General features: G+C 60.4%; 14 protein-coding genes, 1 tRNA gene, 1 pseudogene and 1 riboswitch. Of the genes and pseudogenes, 13 read left to right on the forward strand and 3 right to left on the reverse strand.

Annotated elements, in window-relative coordinates; genetic code table 11:
* Positions 1 to 214, reverse strand: a pseudogene (gene glyA, locus F3J20_RS19210) (serine hydroxymethyltransferase); the annotation flags it as partial.
* Positions 215 to 380: 166 nt separating this feature from the next.
* Positions 381 to 507, reverse strand: a riboswitch (ZMP/ZTP riboswitch).
* Between the two features lie 247 nt (positions 508 to 754).
* Here glyA and ydfG point away from each other — a divergent pair.
* From ydfG to F3J20_RS19260, 10 genes are all read left to right on the forward strand, one after another.
* On the forward strand, positions 755 to 1,501 hold the full coding sequence (ydfG, locus tag F3J20_RS19215; protein ID WP_167284228.1) for a bifunctional NADP-dependent 3-hydroxy acid dehydrogenase/3-hydroxypropionate dehydrogenase YdfG: 747 nt from the start codon (positions 755 to 757) through the stop codon (positions 1,499 to 1,501).
* A 227-nt stretch (positions 1,502 to 1,728) separates the two neighbouring features.
* The gene (gene ybgC / locus F3J20_RS19220; RefSeq protein ID WP_167284251.1) at positions 1,729 to 2,181 is read left to right on the forward strand and encodes a tol-pal system-associated acyl-CoA thioesterase; all 453 of its coding nucleotides are present in this window, start codon (positions 1,729 to 1,731) and stop codon (positions 2,179 to 2,181) included.
* A 186-nt stretch (positions 2,182 to 2,367) separates the two neighbouring features.
* Positions 2,368 to 3,045: a protein TolQ gene (tolQ, locus tag F3J20_RS19225; protein WP_007179119.1), complete on the forward strand. Its 678-nt coding sequence runs from the start codon at positions 2,368 to 2,370 to the stop codon at positions 3,043 to 3,045.
* A 10-nt stretch (positions 3,046 to 3,055) separates the two neighbouring features.
* Positions 3,056 to 3,502: a protein TolR gene (gene tolR / locus F3J20_RS19230; protein WP_167284229.1), complete on the forward strand. Its 447-nt coding sequence runs from the start codon at positions 3,056 to 3,058 to the stop codon at positions 3,500 to 3,502.
* Positions 3,499 to 4,509, forward strand: a complete 1,011-nt coding sequence (gene tolA / locus F3J20_RS19235) for a cell envelope integrity protein TolA (RefSeq protein WP_167284230.1) — start codon at positions 3,499 to 3,501, stop codon at positions 4,507 to 4,509. The genes tolR and tolA overlap by 4 nt, the downstream gene beginning before the upstream one ends.
* Before the next feature lie 182 nt (positions 4,510 to 4,691).
* Positions 4,692 to 5,984: a Tol-Pal system beta propeller repeat protein TolB gene (gene tolB, locus F3J20_RS19240; protein WP_167036124.1), complete on the forward strand. Its 1,293-nt coding sequence runs from the start codon at positions 4,692 to 4,694 to the stop codon at positions 5,982 to 5,984.
* A 32-nt stretch (positions 5,985 to 6,016) separates the two neighbouring features.
* Positions 6,017 to 6,523 (forward strand): peptidoglycan-associated lipoprotein Pal, encoded by a 507-nt coding sequence (gene pal / locus F3J20_RS19245; protein ID WP_167036121.1) that lies wholly within the window; start codon positions 6,017 to 6,019, stop codon positions 6,521 to 6,523.
* Between the two features lie 20 nt (positions 6,524 to 6,543).
* Positions 6,544 to 7,293, forward strand: a complete 750-nt coding sequence (gene ybgF / locus F3J20_RS19250) for a tol-pal system protein YbgF (protein WP_167036118.1) — start codon at positions 6,544 to 6,546, stop codon at positions 7,291 to 7,293.
* A gap of 210 nt (positions 7,294 to 7,503) precedes the next feature.
* Positions 7,504 to 7,579: transfer RNA gene (locus F3J20_RS19255), tRNA-Lys, on the forward strand.
* A gap of 800 nt (positions 7,580 to 8,379) precedes the next feature.
* Complete coding sequence (locus F3J20_RS19260) at positions 8,380 to 8,727, forward strand: DUF4188 domain-containing protein (RefSeq protein ID WP_167284231.1); 348 nt, start codon at positions 8,380 to 8,382, stop codon at positions 8,725 to 8,727.
* Positions 8,728 to 8,734: 7 nt separating this feature from the next.
* On the opposite strand, the gene F3J20_RS19265 is transcribed toward F3J20_RS19260, so the two are convergent.
* Complete coding sequence (locus F3J20_RS19265; protein WP_345889901.1) at positions 8,735 to 9,433, reverse strand: helix-turn-helix domain-containing protein; 699 nt, start codon at positions 9,431 to 9,433, stop codon at positions 8,735 to 8,737.
* Between the two features lie 381 nt (positions 9,434 to 9,814).
* Here F3J20_RS19265 and F3J20_RS19270 point away from each other — a divergent pair, with 381 nt between their 5' ends.
* On the forward strand, positions 9,815 to 9,994 hold the full coding sequence (locus F3J20_RS19270; RefSeq protein ID WP_167284232.1) for a hypothetical protein: 180 nt from the start codon (positions 9,815 to 9,817) through the stop codon (positions 9,992 to 9,994).
* Positions 9,991 to 11,295, forward strand: coding sequence for an amino acid permease (locus F3J20_RS19275; protein WP_167284233.1), 1,305 nt, complete (start codon positions 9,991 to 9,993; stop codon positions 11,293 to 11,295). Before F3J20_RS19270 ends, F3J20_RS19275 begins: the two co-directional genes overlap by 4 nt.
* 56 nt (positions 11,296 to 11,351) lie before the next feature.
* Here F3J20_RS19275 and F3J20_RS19280 read toward each other — a convergent pair whose 3' ends face one another.
* Positions 11,352 to 11,708 (reverse strand): STAS/SEC14 domain-containing protein, encoded by a 357-nt coding sequence (locus F3J20_RS19280; protein ID WP_167036109.1) that lies wholly within the window; start codon positions 11,706 to 11,708, stop codon positions 11,352 to 11,354.
* 402 nt (positions 11,709 to 12,110) lie between these two features.
* Here F3J20_RS19280 and F3J20_RS19285 point away from each other — a divergent pair, with 402 nt between their 5' ends.
* Complete coding sequence (locus F3J20_RS19285) at positions 12,111 to 12,737, forward strand: alpha/beta fold hydrolase (protein WP_167036106.1); 627 nt, start codon at positions 12,111 to 12,113, stop codon at positions 12,735 to 12,737.
* The last annotated feature ends 81 nt before the right edge of the window (positions 12,738 to 12,818 follow it).

The following is a 12,818-nucleotide window of genomic DNA, read 5'->3' on the forward strand; positions in this document are numbered from 1 at the left end:
CATATTCGCAGCCGCCGTAGTAGCGCTTGCCCGGATACCCTTCGGCGTACTTGTTCGTGAGTTGCGAGCCCTGTGCGGCCATGACCGCGGGCGAGGTGTAGTTTTCCGACGCGATCAGTTCGATGTGTTCTTCCTGGCGGCGGTTTTCCTGCTCGATGACCTTCCAGAGTTCAGGATCGACGTTGGCGATGGTGCTTTGGGCTCTGTCAAACATACGGATTCCGTTGAGTGTGTTCAGGTTGACCGGATCGTGCGCCGAATCTTGCGTAGAGGGTACGCAGCGCTGCTGGCGGCCATGCCAGCCCAGACGTGGCGAGGGGGGAGTCGCCGCACACGCGAGGCAGGCCAACCACCGTCAGCGCAAATCGATGCGCACGGATCACGGCTGCCCAGGCGAACGGCAAAACGGCACCCTGCGCTTCACGGTGGGTTGTTCCACCTTGAACCCGATTGGTTGAATCGGCTGAGTCGGCTGACTCGGTTCTATCGCCAGTCACGCAGGGTCGAGCGCGTTAGTGTATTGGAAGAGGCCCGAATAGGCAACCGGCTTTCCGGCGCTCCAGCGCCCGCCGGCGGGGCTTTCGGGCGCCCAGCGCCGCGTCTCGCGCACAGGTCTGACGAAAGCCGGGCAGCCGCGCCGAATATCCGCCAAACGCCGCTGCCACGGCTGCCGATGCGGCTCGTTCATCCTTGCCGCAGCGCCGCATTGCAAGTAGGCTTGGGGCCTTTGTCTCTTATCGACCAGGGAATTGCAATGATCGTGTTCGTTACCGGTGCGTCGGCAGGCTTCGGCGCCGCCATCGCTCGTGCCTTCGTCAAGGGCGGCCATCGCGTCGTCGCTACCGCTCGCCGCAAAGACCGTCTGCAGGCACTCGCCGACGAACTCGGCGACGCGCTGCTGCCATATGAACTCGACGTGCGCGACCGCGCCGCCGTCGAAGCCGTGCCCGCCTCGCTGCCGGCCGAATTCGCCGCGCTCGACGTGCTCGTCAACAACGCCGGCCTCGCGCTCGGCACCGAGCCCGCGCACAAGGCCAGCCTCGACGAATGGAACACCATGATCGAGACCAACTGCACGGGCCTCGTGCAGGTTACGCATGCGCTCCTGCCCGGCATGGTCGAGCGCAATCGCGGTCATATCTTCAATCTGGGCTCGATCGCGGGCCGCTGGCCGTACGCGGGCGGCAACGTCTACGGCGCGACCAAGGCGTTCGTGCGCCAGTTCAGCCTGAACCTGCGCGCCGATCTCGCCGGCACCGCGCTGCGCGTGACCGACATCGAACCGGGCCTGTGCGGCGGCACCGAATTCTCGAACGTGCGCTATCGCGGCGACGACGGCAAGGCCGCCAAGGTCTACGAAAACGTCCAGCCGCTGACCGCCGAGGACATCGCCGATTCGATCTACTGGATCGCCACGCGCCCCGCCCACGTCAACATCAATACGATCGAGCTGATGCCGGTCGCGCAGTCGTTCGGCGGACTGACCGTGCATCGCGGCTGACCGCGCCGCGAGGGTCGGCCCGGCGAGCGGTGGGCAAACCGCGCCCGGTGGTCCCGTCGGGTTCCTGGGTGGTCCCTGAGTGGCCCCTCGGCTACCCTTGGCTCGCCCTGCCGGACGGCCCTCGAATGGGCGCTCGGGCGTGCGCCAAACCCGGCCGCACGCGCGGCCGGAGCACGCCGGACAAAACGCACATTTTGAAACAGACCCGCAGTATGCGTTCCGGTAAAATGCGCCGCATGAATATGTCGACCAGCCAGCCTGGCATGGAAAGCGGCTACACATGGCCCATCCGCGTGTACTACGAAGATACCGATGCGGGCGGCATCGTGTTTTACGCCAATTACCTGAAATTTTTCGAACGGGCGCGCACCGAATGGCTGCGCGCGTGCGGCGTCGACCAGCATCGGCTTGCGGAAGAAACGGGGGCGATTTTCATCGTGCGCAGCACCGCAGTCGACTACCGGGCTCCGGCCCGGCTCGACGACATCGTGAAAATTGTCAGCCGGATCGAGCGTCTTGGCAGAGCTTCGGTGGATTTCGCGCAGGAAGCATGGCGCGAAAGCACGCTGCTAGCCGCCGGTTCGATCCGGATCGGCTGCGTGGACCGCGACGCGCTGCGGCCGGCGGCGATCCCCGCCCCGGTTCTCGCCGCGCTGCGGCGCGGGCCAGATATGCATTGAGCAGCGCCGGCGTGTCAACGGACGATGACCGAGCCTCGTTGATACGGGGCCAGTGAACTCATACCGATCAGGCAACACAAAGCATGGTTCGGCTTCGATATCGCCGAAGCTTCCGTTCTGTTCACGGCAAGCTTGAGGCGGCCTTGCAGCCGGACGCCCCCTCCCGGGACGTTAAAACGAACCTTTATGAACACTACACAAGATCTGTCGATCGTTTCACTCGTACTCAACGCGAGCCTGCTGGCCCAGGCGGTCATGGCTCTGCTGCTGTTGCTCTCGCTGCTGTCATGGACTTTCATCTTCCGCAAGTGGTTTGCGATTCGCCGGGCGCGCGCGCAAACTGAACGCTTCGAGCGCGATTTCTGGTCGGGCGGCGACCTGCAGGCGCTGTATCAGAGCGCCGCGAACAACCGTCACACGATCGGTGCGCTCGAGCGGATTTTCGAGTCCGGCATGCGCGAATTCCTGAAGGGCAAGGAAAAACGCCTGAACGATCCGGGCGCGATTCTCGACGGCGCCCGGCGTGCGATGCGCGCGGCGTTCCAGCGCGAAATGGACGTGCTCGAGGCGAACCTCGCGTTCCTCGCCTCGGTCGGTTCGGTCAGCCCGTATATCGGTCTGTTCGGTACGGTGTGGGGGATCATGAATGCGTTCCGCGGCCTCGCCAACGTGCAGCAGGCCACGCTCGCGAACGTCGCGCCGGGCATCGCCGAGGCGCTGACCGCCACCGCGATCGGCCTGTTCGCCGCAATTCCGGCCGTGGTTGCCTACAACCGCTACGCGCACGACATCGATCGTCTGGCGATCCGTTTCGAAACCTTCATCGAAGAGTTCTCGAACATTCTGCAGCGCCAGGCACAGTAAGGAGGCCACGATGGCAGGCTCCCGCTCCTCCAGCATGCGCGGCTCGCGTCAGCGCCGCGCGATGGCCGACATCAACGTCGTGCCGTACATCGACGTGATGCTCGTGCTGCTCGTGATCTTCATGGTCACGGCACCGCTCGTCGCGCCGTCGATCGTCAATCTGCCGACCGTCGGCGGCGCCGCGCCGCAGCAGCAAACCCCGCCCGTAATCGTCAACATCCGCGCGGACGGCAACCTGAGCGTCAAGTACAAGGACGACGCCGGCACGCAGCAGCAGGAAGACATGACGAAGGCCGGCCTCAACGGCTTCATCGCCGATCGCGCGCAATCGCACCCGGACCAGCCCGTCGTGATCGCCGCCGACAAAACCGTGAAGTATGAAGCCGTGATGAACGTGATGTCCGAGCTGAAGGCTCAGGGCGTCAAGCGCGTTGGATTGCTCGTCAAATCGCAATGATCCGCAAGAATTCCGAATACCCGCTCCAGCCACCGCGTGAACGCGGCACCGGGCGAGCCTTTGCGTTCGCGCTGGTGATGCATGCGCTGCTCGGGTTCTTCCTGTACCACGGCATCCAGTGGCAGAACAGCACGCCCGAAGGCGCGGAAGCGGAACTGTGGACCGAGGTGCCGGACTCGGCGATTCCGCGTCCCGTTCCGCCGCCGCCCGCGCCGGTCGCCCCTGCCCCGCCCGTGCGCGACGAGCAGGCCGACATCGCCCTGCAGGAAAAGAAACGCCAGCAGCAGGAAGCAGCGCGCGCGGCGCAACTGGCCGAGCAGCAGCGTCAGCAGAAGCTGAAAGAGCAGCAGGAAGCGGACGCGAAACGCCAGCAGGAACTGGCGGCCGAGCAGGCCGCTCAACTCGCCGCCCAGAAGGCCGCGAAGCTCAAGCAGCAGCAGCAGCAGCAGGCCGACAGGCTCAAGCAACAGCAGCTCGCCGAGCAGCAAAAGCAGCAGCAACTGAAAGAACAGCAGGAGCAGCAACAGAAGCAGGCTCAGGCGGAGGCGCAGAAGAAGGCTGACGCCGAGAAAGCGGCGAAGGCCAAGGCGCAGGCCGATGCCGCCGCGCAGGCGAAGAAACAGCTCGACTCGGAACGACGCGCGCGACTTGCGCAGATGCAGGGCATGGCGGGCCCCACGGGTTCGTCGGGCAACGGGCTCGGCAAGAGCGGTACTGGCAGCGGCTCGGGAGGCAATGCGGCATCGCCGGGTTATGCGGACAAGGTCCGCCGCGTCGTGCGCCCGAACATTTCGTGGGGCGGCGAAACGGAAGGCCTCGAAACCGTCATCTCCGTGCGCTGTTCGCCGACCGGCACCTTGCTGAGCGCGACGGTCTCGCGCAGTAGCGGCAACGCCGCATGGGACGCCGCCGCGTTGCGGGCCGTGCAGCGCTCGGATCCGATGCCTCTGGACGTCAACGGCAAAACGCCGGAAAGCTTCCTGATAACGTTGCGCCCTGCGGGCTGACTTGCGGGTCGATTCGCAGAAGTTTGACAGCTGGCTAGCAGTCGATTTACGGCTAAGTTGCAGTCAATTGAGGACAAAAGCCGTGCTATGGCGCACGGCCACCTCGGGAACGAATTAGCTGTTTTCCGGTCTGTCTGCTGTCGTGAAGTATTAGTAAAACCGTTTTGAGGAATCCATACAGCATGAGTTTGATGACCAAGCTAGGCCTGCGAACGCTCGTGGCAACGTGCCTGATCACCGTCGGCGGCGCCGCCAATGCACAACTCAACGTCCTCGTGACGGGCGTCGGATCCACCCAGTTTCCGATCGCAACGGCGAATTTCGCCAATGAAGCGAACTCCCCGCAGCAGGTCAGCGCAATCGTGCGCCAGGACCTGCAACGCAGCGGCAAATTCACGAATGTCGACGCAGGCTCGACGCCGGTGTCGGAGACCGATTCGGTCGATCTCGGCGCCTGGAAGGCCAAGGACGCCAACGCGTTCGTCGCGGGCAGCGTGAACCGCCTGCCGAACGGCCAGTACGAAGTGCGCTTCAAGCTGTACGACACGGTCAAGGGCGAAAGCCTCGGCGGCCTCGTGCTCGTAAGCCCGGCAAGCGGTCTGCGCATGAGCGCGCACAAGGTCGCCGACTACATCTACGCGAAGCTGATGGGCAATCGCGGCGTGTTCGCGACGCGCCTGTCGTACGTCATCAAGTCGGGCAACCGCTACCAGTTGCAGATTTCCGATTCGGACGGCCAGGACGCGCATATCGCGCTGTCGAGCCCCGAGCCGATCATCTCGCCGGCCTGGTCGCCGGACGGCACCAAGGTCGCCTACGTGTCGTTCGAAAAGAAAAAGCCGATCGTCTACATCCACGACCTGCCCACGGGCCGGCGTATCGTCGTATCGGACCAGAAGGGCAACAACAGCGCGCCGGCCTGGTCGCCGGACGGGCGCACGCTCGCCGTCGCGCTGTCGCGCACCGGCAATACGCAGATTTTCGCGGTCAATGCCGATGGCAGTGGCCTGCGGCGTCTCACGCAAGGCAGCTCGATCGACACCGAGCCGACCTACTCTCCTGACGGCCAGTGGATCTATTTCACGAGCGACCGCGGCGGCTCGCCGCAGATCTACAAAATGCCGGCACAAGGCGAAAGCGCGGGTTCCGCGCAACGCGTCACGTTTACGGGCAGCTACAACACCAGCCCGCGAGTGAGTCCTGACGGCAAGCAGCTTGCCTACATCTCGCGCGTCGGCGGTGCATTCAAGCTGTATCTCCAGGACCTGCAAGGCGGAACCGCCACGGGCCTGACGGACACGACACATGACGAATCGCCGAGCTTCGCGGCGAACGGTCAGTACATTCTTTACGCCACTCAGGTGAACGGCCGTGGCGTGTTGGCCGCAGTATCGACCGACGGTCGTACCCGGCAGGTCCTGTCCGTTCAGGGTGGTAGCGTACGCGAACCGTCCTGGGGCCCGTTTATGCAATAACGTTGATGCAATAACACAAGGAGAGTAATCAAATGATGTCCAAACTTCGTTTCGCATTCGCCGTCGTCATGGTCGGCGCGCTGGCCGCGTGTCACTCGGGCGTCAAGCTCGACGAAAACGCCAACAAGGGTGCGGGCTCGGCTCAGCCGAACCCGAACGACGTTGCAACCGTCAACGTCGATCCGCTCAACGATCCGAACAGCCCGCTCGCCAAGCGCAGCATCTACTTCGACTTCGACAGCTACTCGGTCAAGGACGACTATCAGACGCTGCTTCAGCAACACGCTCAGTACCTGAAGAGCCATCCGCAACGTCACGTGCTGATCCAGGGCAACACCGACGAGCGCGGCACGAGCGAGTACAACCTGGCACTCGGCCAGAAGCGTGCTGAAGCCGTGCGCCGTTCGCTGTCGCTGATGGGCGTCGCGGATTCGCAAATGGAAGCCGTGAGCCTCGGCAAGGAAAAGCCGATGGCGACGGGTCATGACGAAGCGTCGTGGGCACAGAACCGCCGCGCCGACCTCGTGTATCAACAGTAAGTCAACAGGTAATGAGCCGAATGACGCATCGTTTCTCCTGGCTGCGGCTTGCCGCAGCGGCCTGCGTCGCAGGCACGGCCCTCGCGGCCGTGCCCGCTCATGCGGGCATCTTCGACGACGATCAGGCCCGCCAGGCCATTCTCGATCTGCGCTCGAAGACCGATAGCCTGTCGAGTCAGCTGTCAGCGGCGCAGCGCACGATCCTCGATCAGTCCAACCGTCTCGACCAGTTGAACCAGCAGGTCGCGACGCTGCGCGGGCAGAACGAGGACATGGCGAACCAGCTCGGCATGCTGCAAAAACAGCAGAAGGACTACTACACCGATCTCGACACGCGCCTGAAGAAATTCGAGCCGCAGCAACAGACGGTGGACGGCGTCCAGGGCGAAGTTCAGCCGGGTGAAACCGATGCGTTCAACGCGGCTTCACAGCAATTCCGCAGCGGCGATTTCAAGAATGCGGCCGCGTCGTTCCGCAGCTTCATCTCCAAATATCCGTCGAGCCCCTATCAGCCGACCGCGCAGTACTGGCTCGGCAATGCGCTGTATGCGCTGCGCGACTACAAGGGTTCGACGGCCGTCTGGCAGGGTGTGGTGAAGAATTACCCGCAGCATCCGCGCGCGCCTGAAGCGCTGCTCGCGATTGCGAACAATCAGCTCGAACAAGGTCAGAAGGCCGCGGCCAGGAAGACCCTCGAGCAGATCGTCGCGCAATACGGCGGCTCGGACGTCGCGCAGTCGGCGCAGAGCAAGCTGTCGCAGATCAAGTAGCGGCAGCGGAACTGATTGAGTCGTTGGCAGTACGCGCAGTGTCCGATGTCATAGCCACGCGCGCCTCTCGCTGAAAGGCCCGGATAGCGATATCCGGGCCTTTCATTTTGACGTTCGCGATTTCCCGTTCTTCAGGGAAACGCCGATAACGTGGCGGGTATGTCGGGTTGACAGGTTATAGGCTCGCCGATATAATCCCGTTTCTCTTTTGGGTCGTTAGCTCAGCTGGTAGAGCAGCGGACTTTTAATCCGTTGGTCACAGGTTCGAATCCCGTACGGCCTACCAAGAAAATCAAGGGGTTACGTCATCTGGCGTAGCCCCTTTCCTTTTGTAGTCTGCCCTTGGTCTACACAAGGTCTACCCTCCTTCCCTTTGGGTGCAACAGAGCAATCTGCAATCAAACGGCTAGCTCGCCCATTTACCGCACCCCAGATTTCCGTGGCAGGCCGACGACAATCATGCCGCTCGCTTTCCGTGAGGCTTCCCTCACAGGTTCGACGGCGTCTGCAAGTACCTGATCGAAACGACGAAGCCCGTTATAGCAGACGGATAATCTGGCGCCGCAGCCCCCTCTGTCATGCAGATTTTCCCAAGTGGGTTTTCCGGATCACGAGGATTCGCATGCAAACTCAAGACTTATAGCGTTGGTAAATCTTCGCGTAATCGCGCCTGTCGTAACCGCAATTCAGCCCGGGTATCGACAGGCAGTAGATGTTGGTCCTGATACAGAGTGTCTAATCAGGTTGGAACGGCTCACCGTTTCACTCTGCGAATCAAAAAATCTACGAGGTGAACCGGGACTTATCATCCTGTATCACGGTTGCTTTGCGAGACATTCGGAGAAATGAAATGCTTCGCAGACCGCTTCCAGTCGCCTGAAAGATCGCCGATCATCGGCCCGCTTCCATTACTCAAAATCCGACGATCATTGGATTCATCCACGGAAATCCGGCGCCGGATATGTTTGACGTAGAAATACGCCAGGCGATGAACGAGAGAATGTTGCTTCCGACGACCGCATAAGCCCTGATCGACGGCATCAATCGATCAAGATTTCTCCGCAACCACACCAGAAAGGACCGATCATGATTATCCGAACCTGGCGCGCCATTGCCGCTAACCAGCAGGTTGTCGACACATACGGAGCACACCTCGCGCGCAACACGTTCCAGGAAATGAAAAAGCTCGACGGTCACATCGGCGCGAGCATGTCGGCCAAACAGATCGGCGAGAAATACGAAATCCTGTTCATGAGCTACTGGCGCGATATGGATGCGGTACGTCAGTTTGCGCGCCGCGACGACATTCACGAGGCAGTCGTAAAAGAGAGCACCCAAAAGCTTCTCGACTCCTTCGATCCAAAGGTCGAATACTTCGAGGTTCAGGTTTCGAGCGGTTCGATCCTGGAGCAGGTTGCGTCGCAAGCAGGCTAGGGAAAGATCAGAGTCTTTCAGGTCTCGCGCGGCTGCAAGCATCGCCGATTTGCCGTGCGGTGTCCTTGAGCGCATCGACAGCCTCAACCAGTCGCGCGACGTGAGGTGCGGACATCGCAACCGAACAATTGATCGCGACAGGGCTCATCCGGCCCGGCAGTGGAAGTGGCACGGCTATCGCATCGATATCGGAAAGCCACGGTCCTCGTGCGCGACAATAACCAGTCCTGGCGAACAATGCTTCGTCATCCTTGAGAAGTGAAAGGCCTGCCTCGAAGTTCTCTGGGTCGCCCACCTTGATCCGATTGAGCAGACGTTCTTTTTCCGCCGAAGGATGACCGAATATGAGTGCGCGTCCGATTGCACTCTGCAGAAGAGGGCTGACGCGTCCGATATCGGGAAGGTAGGGATTGAAAAGATCAGCGCGAACAGTATCGATGTAGATTGCCTTCACACGCTCGCGCATAGCGAGATTTACAGTAAATCCTGTTTGATCGGCGAGTGCCTGCAGGAATGGGCGCGCGAGTTGTCGTACCGGCAAGCTCGCCAGAATGGGATGACTGAGTGCGAGGAAACCTGTTCCCAGGCGGTAAGCTCCGGACTCCTCCTGAACCAGATATCCGTACAGCGTGAGCGTGTACGTGAGTCGCGAAACAGTCGCTTTCGGTAGCCCGGTACGATCAGAAAGCGCCCGGTTGGTCAGCACGGGCTCGGCGGCAGTGAAAGCTCGCAGTACATCGAGACCTCGGGCAAGGTTTGTCGAGAACTGTCGGTCGCTTAAGGCGTCCGCGAGACCATCCGGTCCTGCGAGCCGAGGGCTCTGGGAATTTGGCTTTGAGGACAATTTGGGTATGGAAGCGATTCGGACAGGTGGACCGATTTCGATAGCTGCCCACTCTACTCTGAATTGTCATCACCGCCCACTGCTATATGGTTCGTCGTGACCATCCCGAGAGACCGGTGCTCCGGATACCCGCACGCGAATCTGCCGGCTACTGCCTGCCAATCGGCCCCAACCATTTGCACGTTCCAATCAGCGAAACACTTTTTTTGGAGCCGCGCGCGCTCCGATAATGCGAGCCAGGAGATGCATCAACTCGACGGTTCTTTTCGGGAAGCTAACTGGCATAAGGAACGACACGACTCCGTGTTGCCCCCAGACAATGCAGTCGCGGCGCCGTGGCGTATCGACGTGGCGCGAAGCTTTTATGTGATGAGCCGCGTGGCGAACGATATTGAAGAGAAAAAAATCCGGGAGATTCGATGAAAAACGCTGCCGACACGCTGCCAACTTGCCTGCCCGAAGCAACCGGGCAGCCCACGGTCCCCTTCACGCGATATGACGCCGGCTGGGTTGTGATGTGCATCGGGATGGCGATCGGGTCTGGGATCATTTTTCTGCCGATCCAGATGGGCGTCAAAGGATTCTGGGTGTCTTTGACGGCGTTGGTGATCGCTTATCCTGCGACGTACCTTCAGGCTCGACTGTACCTTCAGTCGCTGGCGCATACCGAAGCGTGCGACGATTACAACGACATCATCACGCAATACCTCGGCAAAAACTGGGCTGGCTTCATGGGCGTTGCCTATTTTCTGATGCTGCTGAAGGGAATGCTCGCGTATTCCTCGGCTATCACAAGAGATAGCGCATCCTATCTTCAGACATACAAGCTGACGGCCGCGTCACTCGGCGATCATACGTGGTACATCGGTGCGATCATCATTACGCTTGTGTTGATCGCGTCGCGCGGAGAGCGACTCCTGTTCCGTATCTCCGGGCCTATGATTGTTTCGAAGCTGGGCATCATTGTGTTTCTCGGTTTGTCGATGATGCCTTACTGGAATGTGTCTCACCTCGCACTCGGTCACTTTCCGGAGATTTCGTCGTTCATGGTTGACGTGCTGCTCACCTTGCCTTGGGCCATGCTCTCGATCATCTACGTTCATGTGTTGAATCCGATGAACGTCGCGTACCGGAAACTGGAAGGAAAGCGTGAAATTGCCAACTATCGGTCGCTTCGTGCATGCCGATATGCCTACTTTATCCTCGTAACTTGCGTGGTGTTTTTTGCGCTGTCCTTTATGCTGGCGACACACCACGAGGATGCGGTCTACGCGATGACGCACAACATCTCTTCACTGGCGCTTGCCGCCAGAGTCATGAGAGGTGAAACAGTCCGGATTCTGGCTACGATTCTGAATGTTCTGGCAATCTTCACGGCCTTCTTCGGGATCTACCTCGGTTTCCACGACGCCGTGCGTGGCATTGTCACCAACATCGTCGATAGATTCATGGTCCGTAGTGACCGTTTCAACCGGTTAGTGCCGTTTGCGATTGCTATCGGTACGGTCTGCTTTCTGACCTTCTGGGTAAAGCTCAATATTTCGACGATGATGCTGATGCAGCTTACTGTGCCGGTGTTTGGCATCGTAGCCTGTCTGATTCCGTGCTATCTCGTGCGTCGCGTTCCTGCTCTCGCACACCTCAGAACACCGGCCTGGTGGATAGTTTTCGCGTTTGGACTACTCATTATCGCGTCGCCGTTCTTCAAACTGCTCGAACGGTAAGTCTCATTGATTCACTGTCGTCTTCATTCGTCGATGCGATCGGTTGTCAACGACGTTCAGGCGTTGATCCAGGCCCGCGCCTGCTCCAGTTCGTTGACGTGAAATGCCTTGATTTCAGCCTTCGTAAAAAACCGCGCCAGATGCATCGCAGCGCGAATCCAGCCCGCATCGGCCACCACGGCGGCACGCGTGACCTTGCGGGCAACGGAGACACCGAGCGTCATATCGGTCCATAGCGCCTTCGGCTCGATGCCACTGAAATGCTCAATGCGTTCGAGCACGCGGGTCTTACCGTTCAGTTCAAGATCACCACGCATGCGCTCGATGGCTTCGCGCAGTTCGTGGTCGGTGATTTTGCCTTCGACTGAGATTTCGATAACCGGGGAATCGGGTACGGTGTGATAGAGGATCATGGCAGGACTCCTGGTCAGGGAGACGTTATACGCTCAGGTACGGATGAACCTGGCGTTCGATAACTTCCTCATGGTACCCCTTTCCATGCGACCGGTTAGGCTGCGAGCACGACGTGTCGCTCCGACGCCTGTCGGCGCGTGTGCGTTGCAAACACCCCTTGCACACACGCTTGCGGACATTGGGTGCCGCACGTCGAGCGTCGCGTCATGGTCGGTCGTACCTATCGAAATATGAAGCGACATAACCGCCGTTGACGCCGAACAAACGTGCGAACGGTTAGTGAAAGCGTATTGTCGGCGAGGAGCGACCGGTCGACATCAACATCGGGATCATCGACAATCGTTCTCCTCGCGCTGGCAACATCCACAACGTCCATACGCGCAATCGGCATCCCATAAGCAATGAAGAATCAGTACACGCGCACCCCCTCAAAATTACTCTTCCTGCCAGGCGCATCCGGCAACACCGCATTCTGGCAGCCACTCGCGAATCGCCTGACGAACCCCGCCAGAAAAGTCATCGTCGCGTATCCCGGGTTCGGCCAGGAGCCCGCTGCGCCCGACGTCAACGACATCGACGACCTGCTTCGGATGGTCGTCGACCAGATCGACCAACCCACCGCCCTGATCGCCCAATCGATGGGTGGTGTGATCGCAATCCGCGCGGCGCTGGCCAAGCCCGACCTGGTCACTCATCTGGTTCTGACGGTAACTTCCGGCGGAATCGACACCCAGGCACTGGGCGCCACGGATTGGCGAAGTGGATTGAGCAATGCAAATCCGCCTTTCCCCGACTGGTTCACATCCTTCAAGGCCGACCTGACGCACGAACTGCGCCGCATCGCGCAGCCGGTTCTTCTGCTTTGGGGAGATGCCGATCCAATCAGTCCAGTCGCGGTTGGCCGGCGGCTTCTCGAACTGCTTCCTGACGCACGCTTGCATGTCGTCGCAGGTGGCAACCACGATCTGGCACATGAGTACGCGCCGCAGTTGGCCCCTCTTGTCGACGCCCACCTATCGCAAACATGAACCACCAACCATACGCATAAAGCAAAGCGCCACCTGGCCGGTCAAGGCAGGTGGCGCTCAGGTTCTGCTTTCGGCTCCCTC

This window comes from Paraburkholderia sp. Cy-641, assembly GCF_011752945.1.
In the GTDB taxonomy this organism is placed as follows: domain Bacteria; phylum Pseudomonadota; class Gammaproteobacteria; order Burkholderiales; family Burkholderiaceae; genus Paraburkholderia.

Coding starts and splice junctions, on each gene's coding strand:
- tolB (WP_167036124.1), top strand. CDS start 4,692: ATGAGTTTGATGACCAAGCTAGGCCTGCGAACGCTCGTGGCAACGTGC.
- tolA (WP_167284230.1), top strand. CDS start 3,499: ATGATCCGCAAGAATTCCGAATACCCGCTCCAGCCACCGCGTGAACGC.
- tolR (WP_167284229.1), top strand. CDS start 3,056: ATGGCAGGCTCCCGCTCCTCCAGCATGCGCGGCTCGCGTCAGCGCCGC.
- F3J20_RS19275 (WP_167284233.1), top strand. CDS start 9,991: ATGAAAAACGCTGCCGACACGCTGCCAACTTGCCTGCCCGAAGCAACC.
- F3J20_RS19285 (WP_167036106.1), top strand. CDS start 12,111: ATGAAGAATCAGTACACGCGCACCCCCTCAAAATTACTCTTCCTGCCA.
- F3J20_RS19280 (WP_167036109.1), bottom strand. CDS start 11,708: ATGATCCTCTATCACACCGTACCCGATTCCCCGGTTATCGAAATCTCA.
- F3J20_RS19270 (WP_167284232.1), top strand. CDS start 9,815: ATGCATCAACTCGACGGTTCTTTTCGGGAAGCTAACTGGCATAAGGAA.
- F3J20_RS19260 (WP_167284231.1), top strand. CDS start 8,380: ATGATTATCCGAACCTGGCGCGCCATTGCCGCTAACCAGCAGGTTGTC.
- ybgF (WP_167036118.1), top strand. CDS start 6,544: ATGACGCATCGTTTCTCCTGGCTGCGGCTTGCCGCAGCGGCCTGCGTC.
- tolQ (WP_007179119.1), top strand. CDS start 2,368: ATGAACACTACACAAGATCTGTCGATCGTTTCACTCGTACTCAACGCG.
- ybgC (WP_167284251.1), top strand. CDS start 1,729: ATGCGCCGCATGAATATGTCGACCAGCCAGCCTGGCATGGAAAGCGGC.
- ydfG (WP_167284228.1), top strand. CDS start 755: ATGATCGTGTTCGTTACCGGTGCGTCGGCAGGCTTCGGCGCCGCCATC.
- pal (WP_167036121.1), top strand. CDS start 6,017: ATGATGTCCAAACTTCGTTTCGCATTCGCCGTCGTCATGGTCGGCGCG.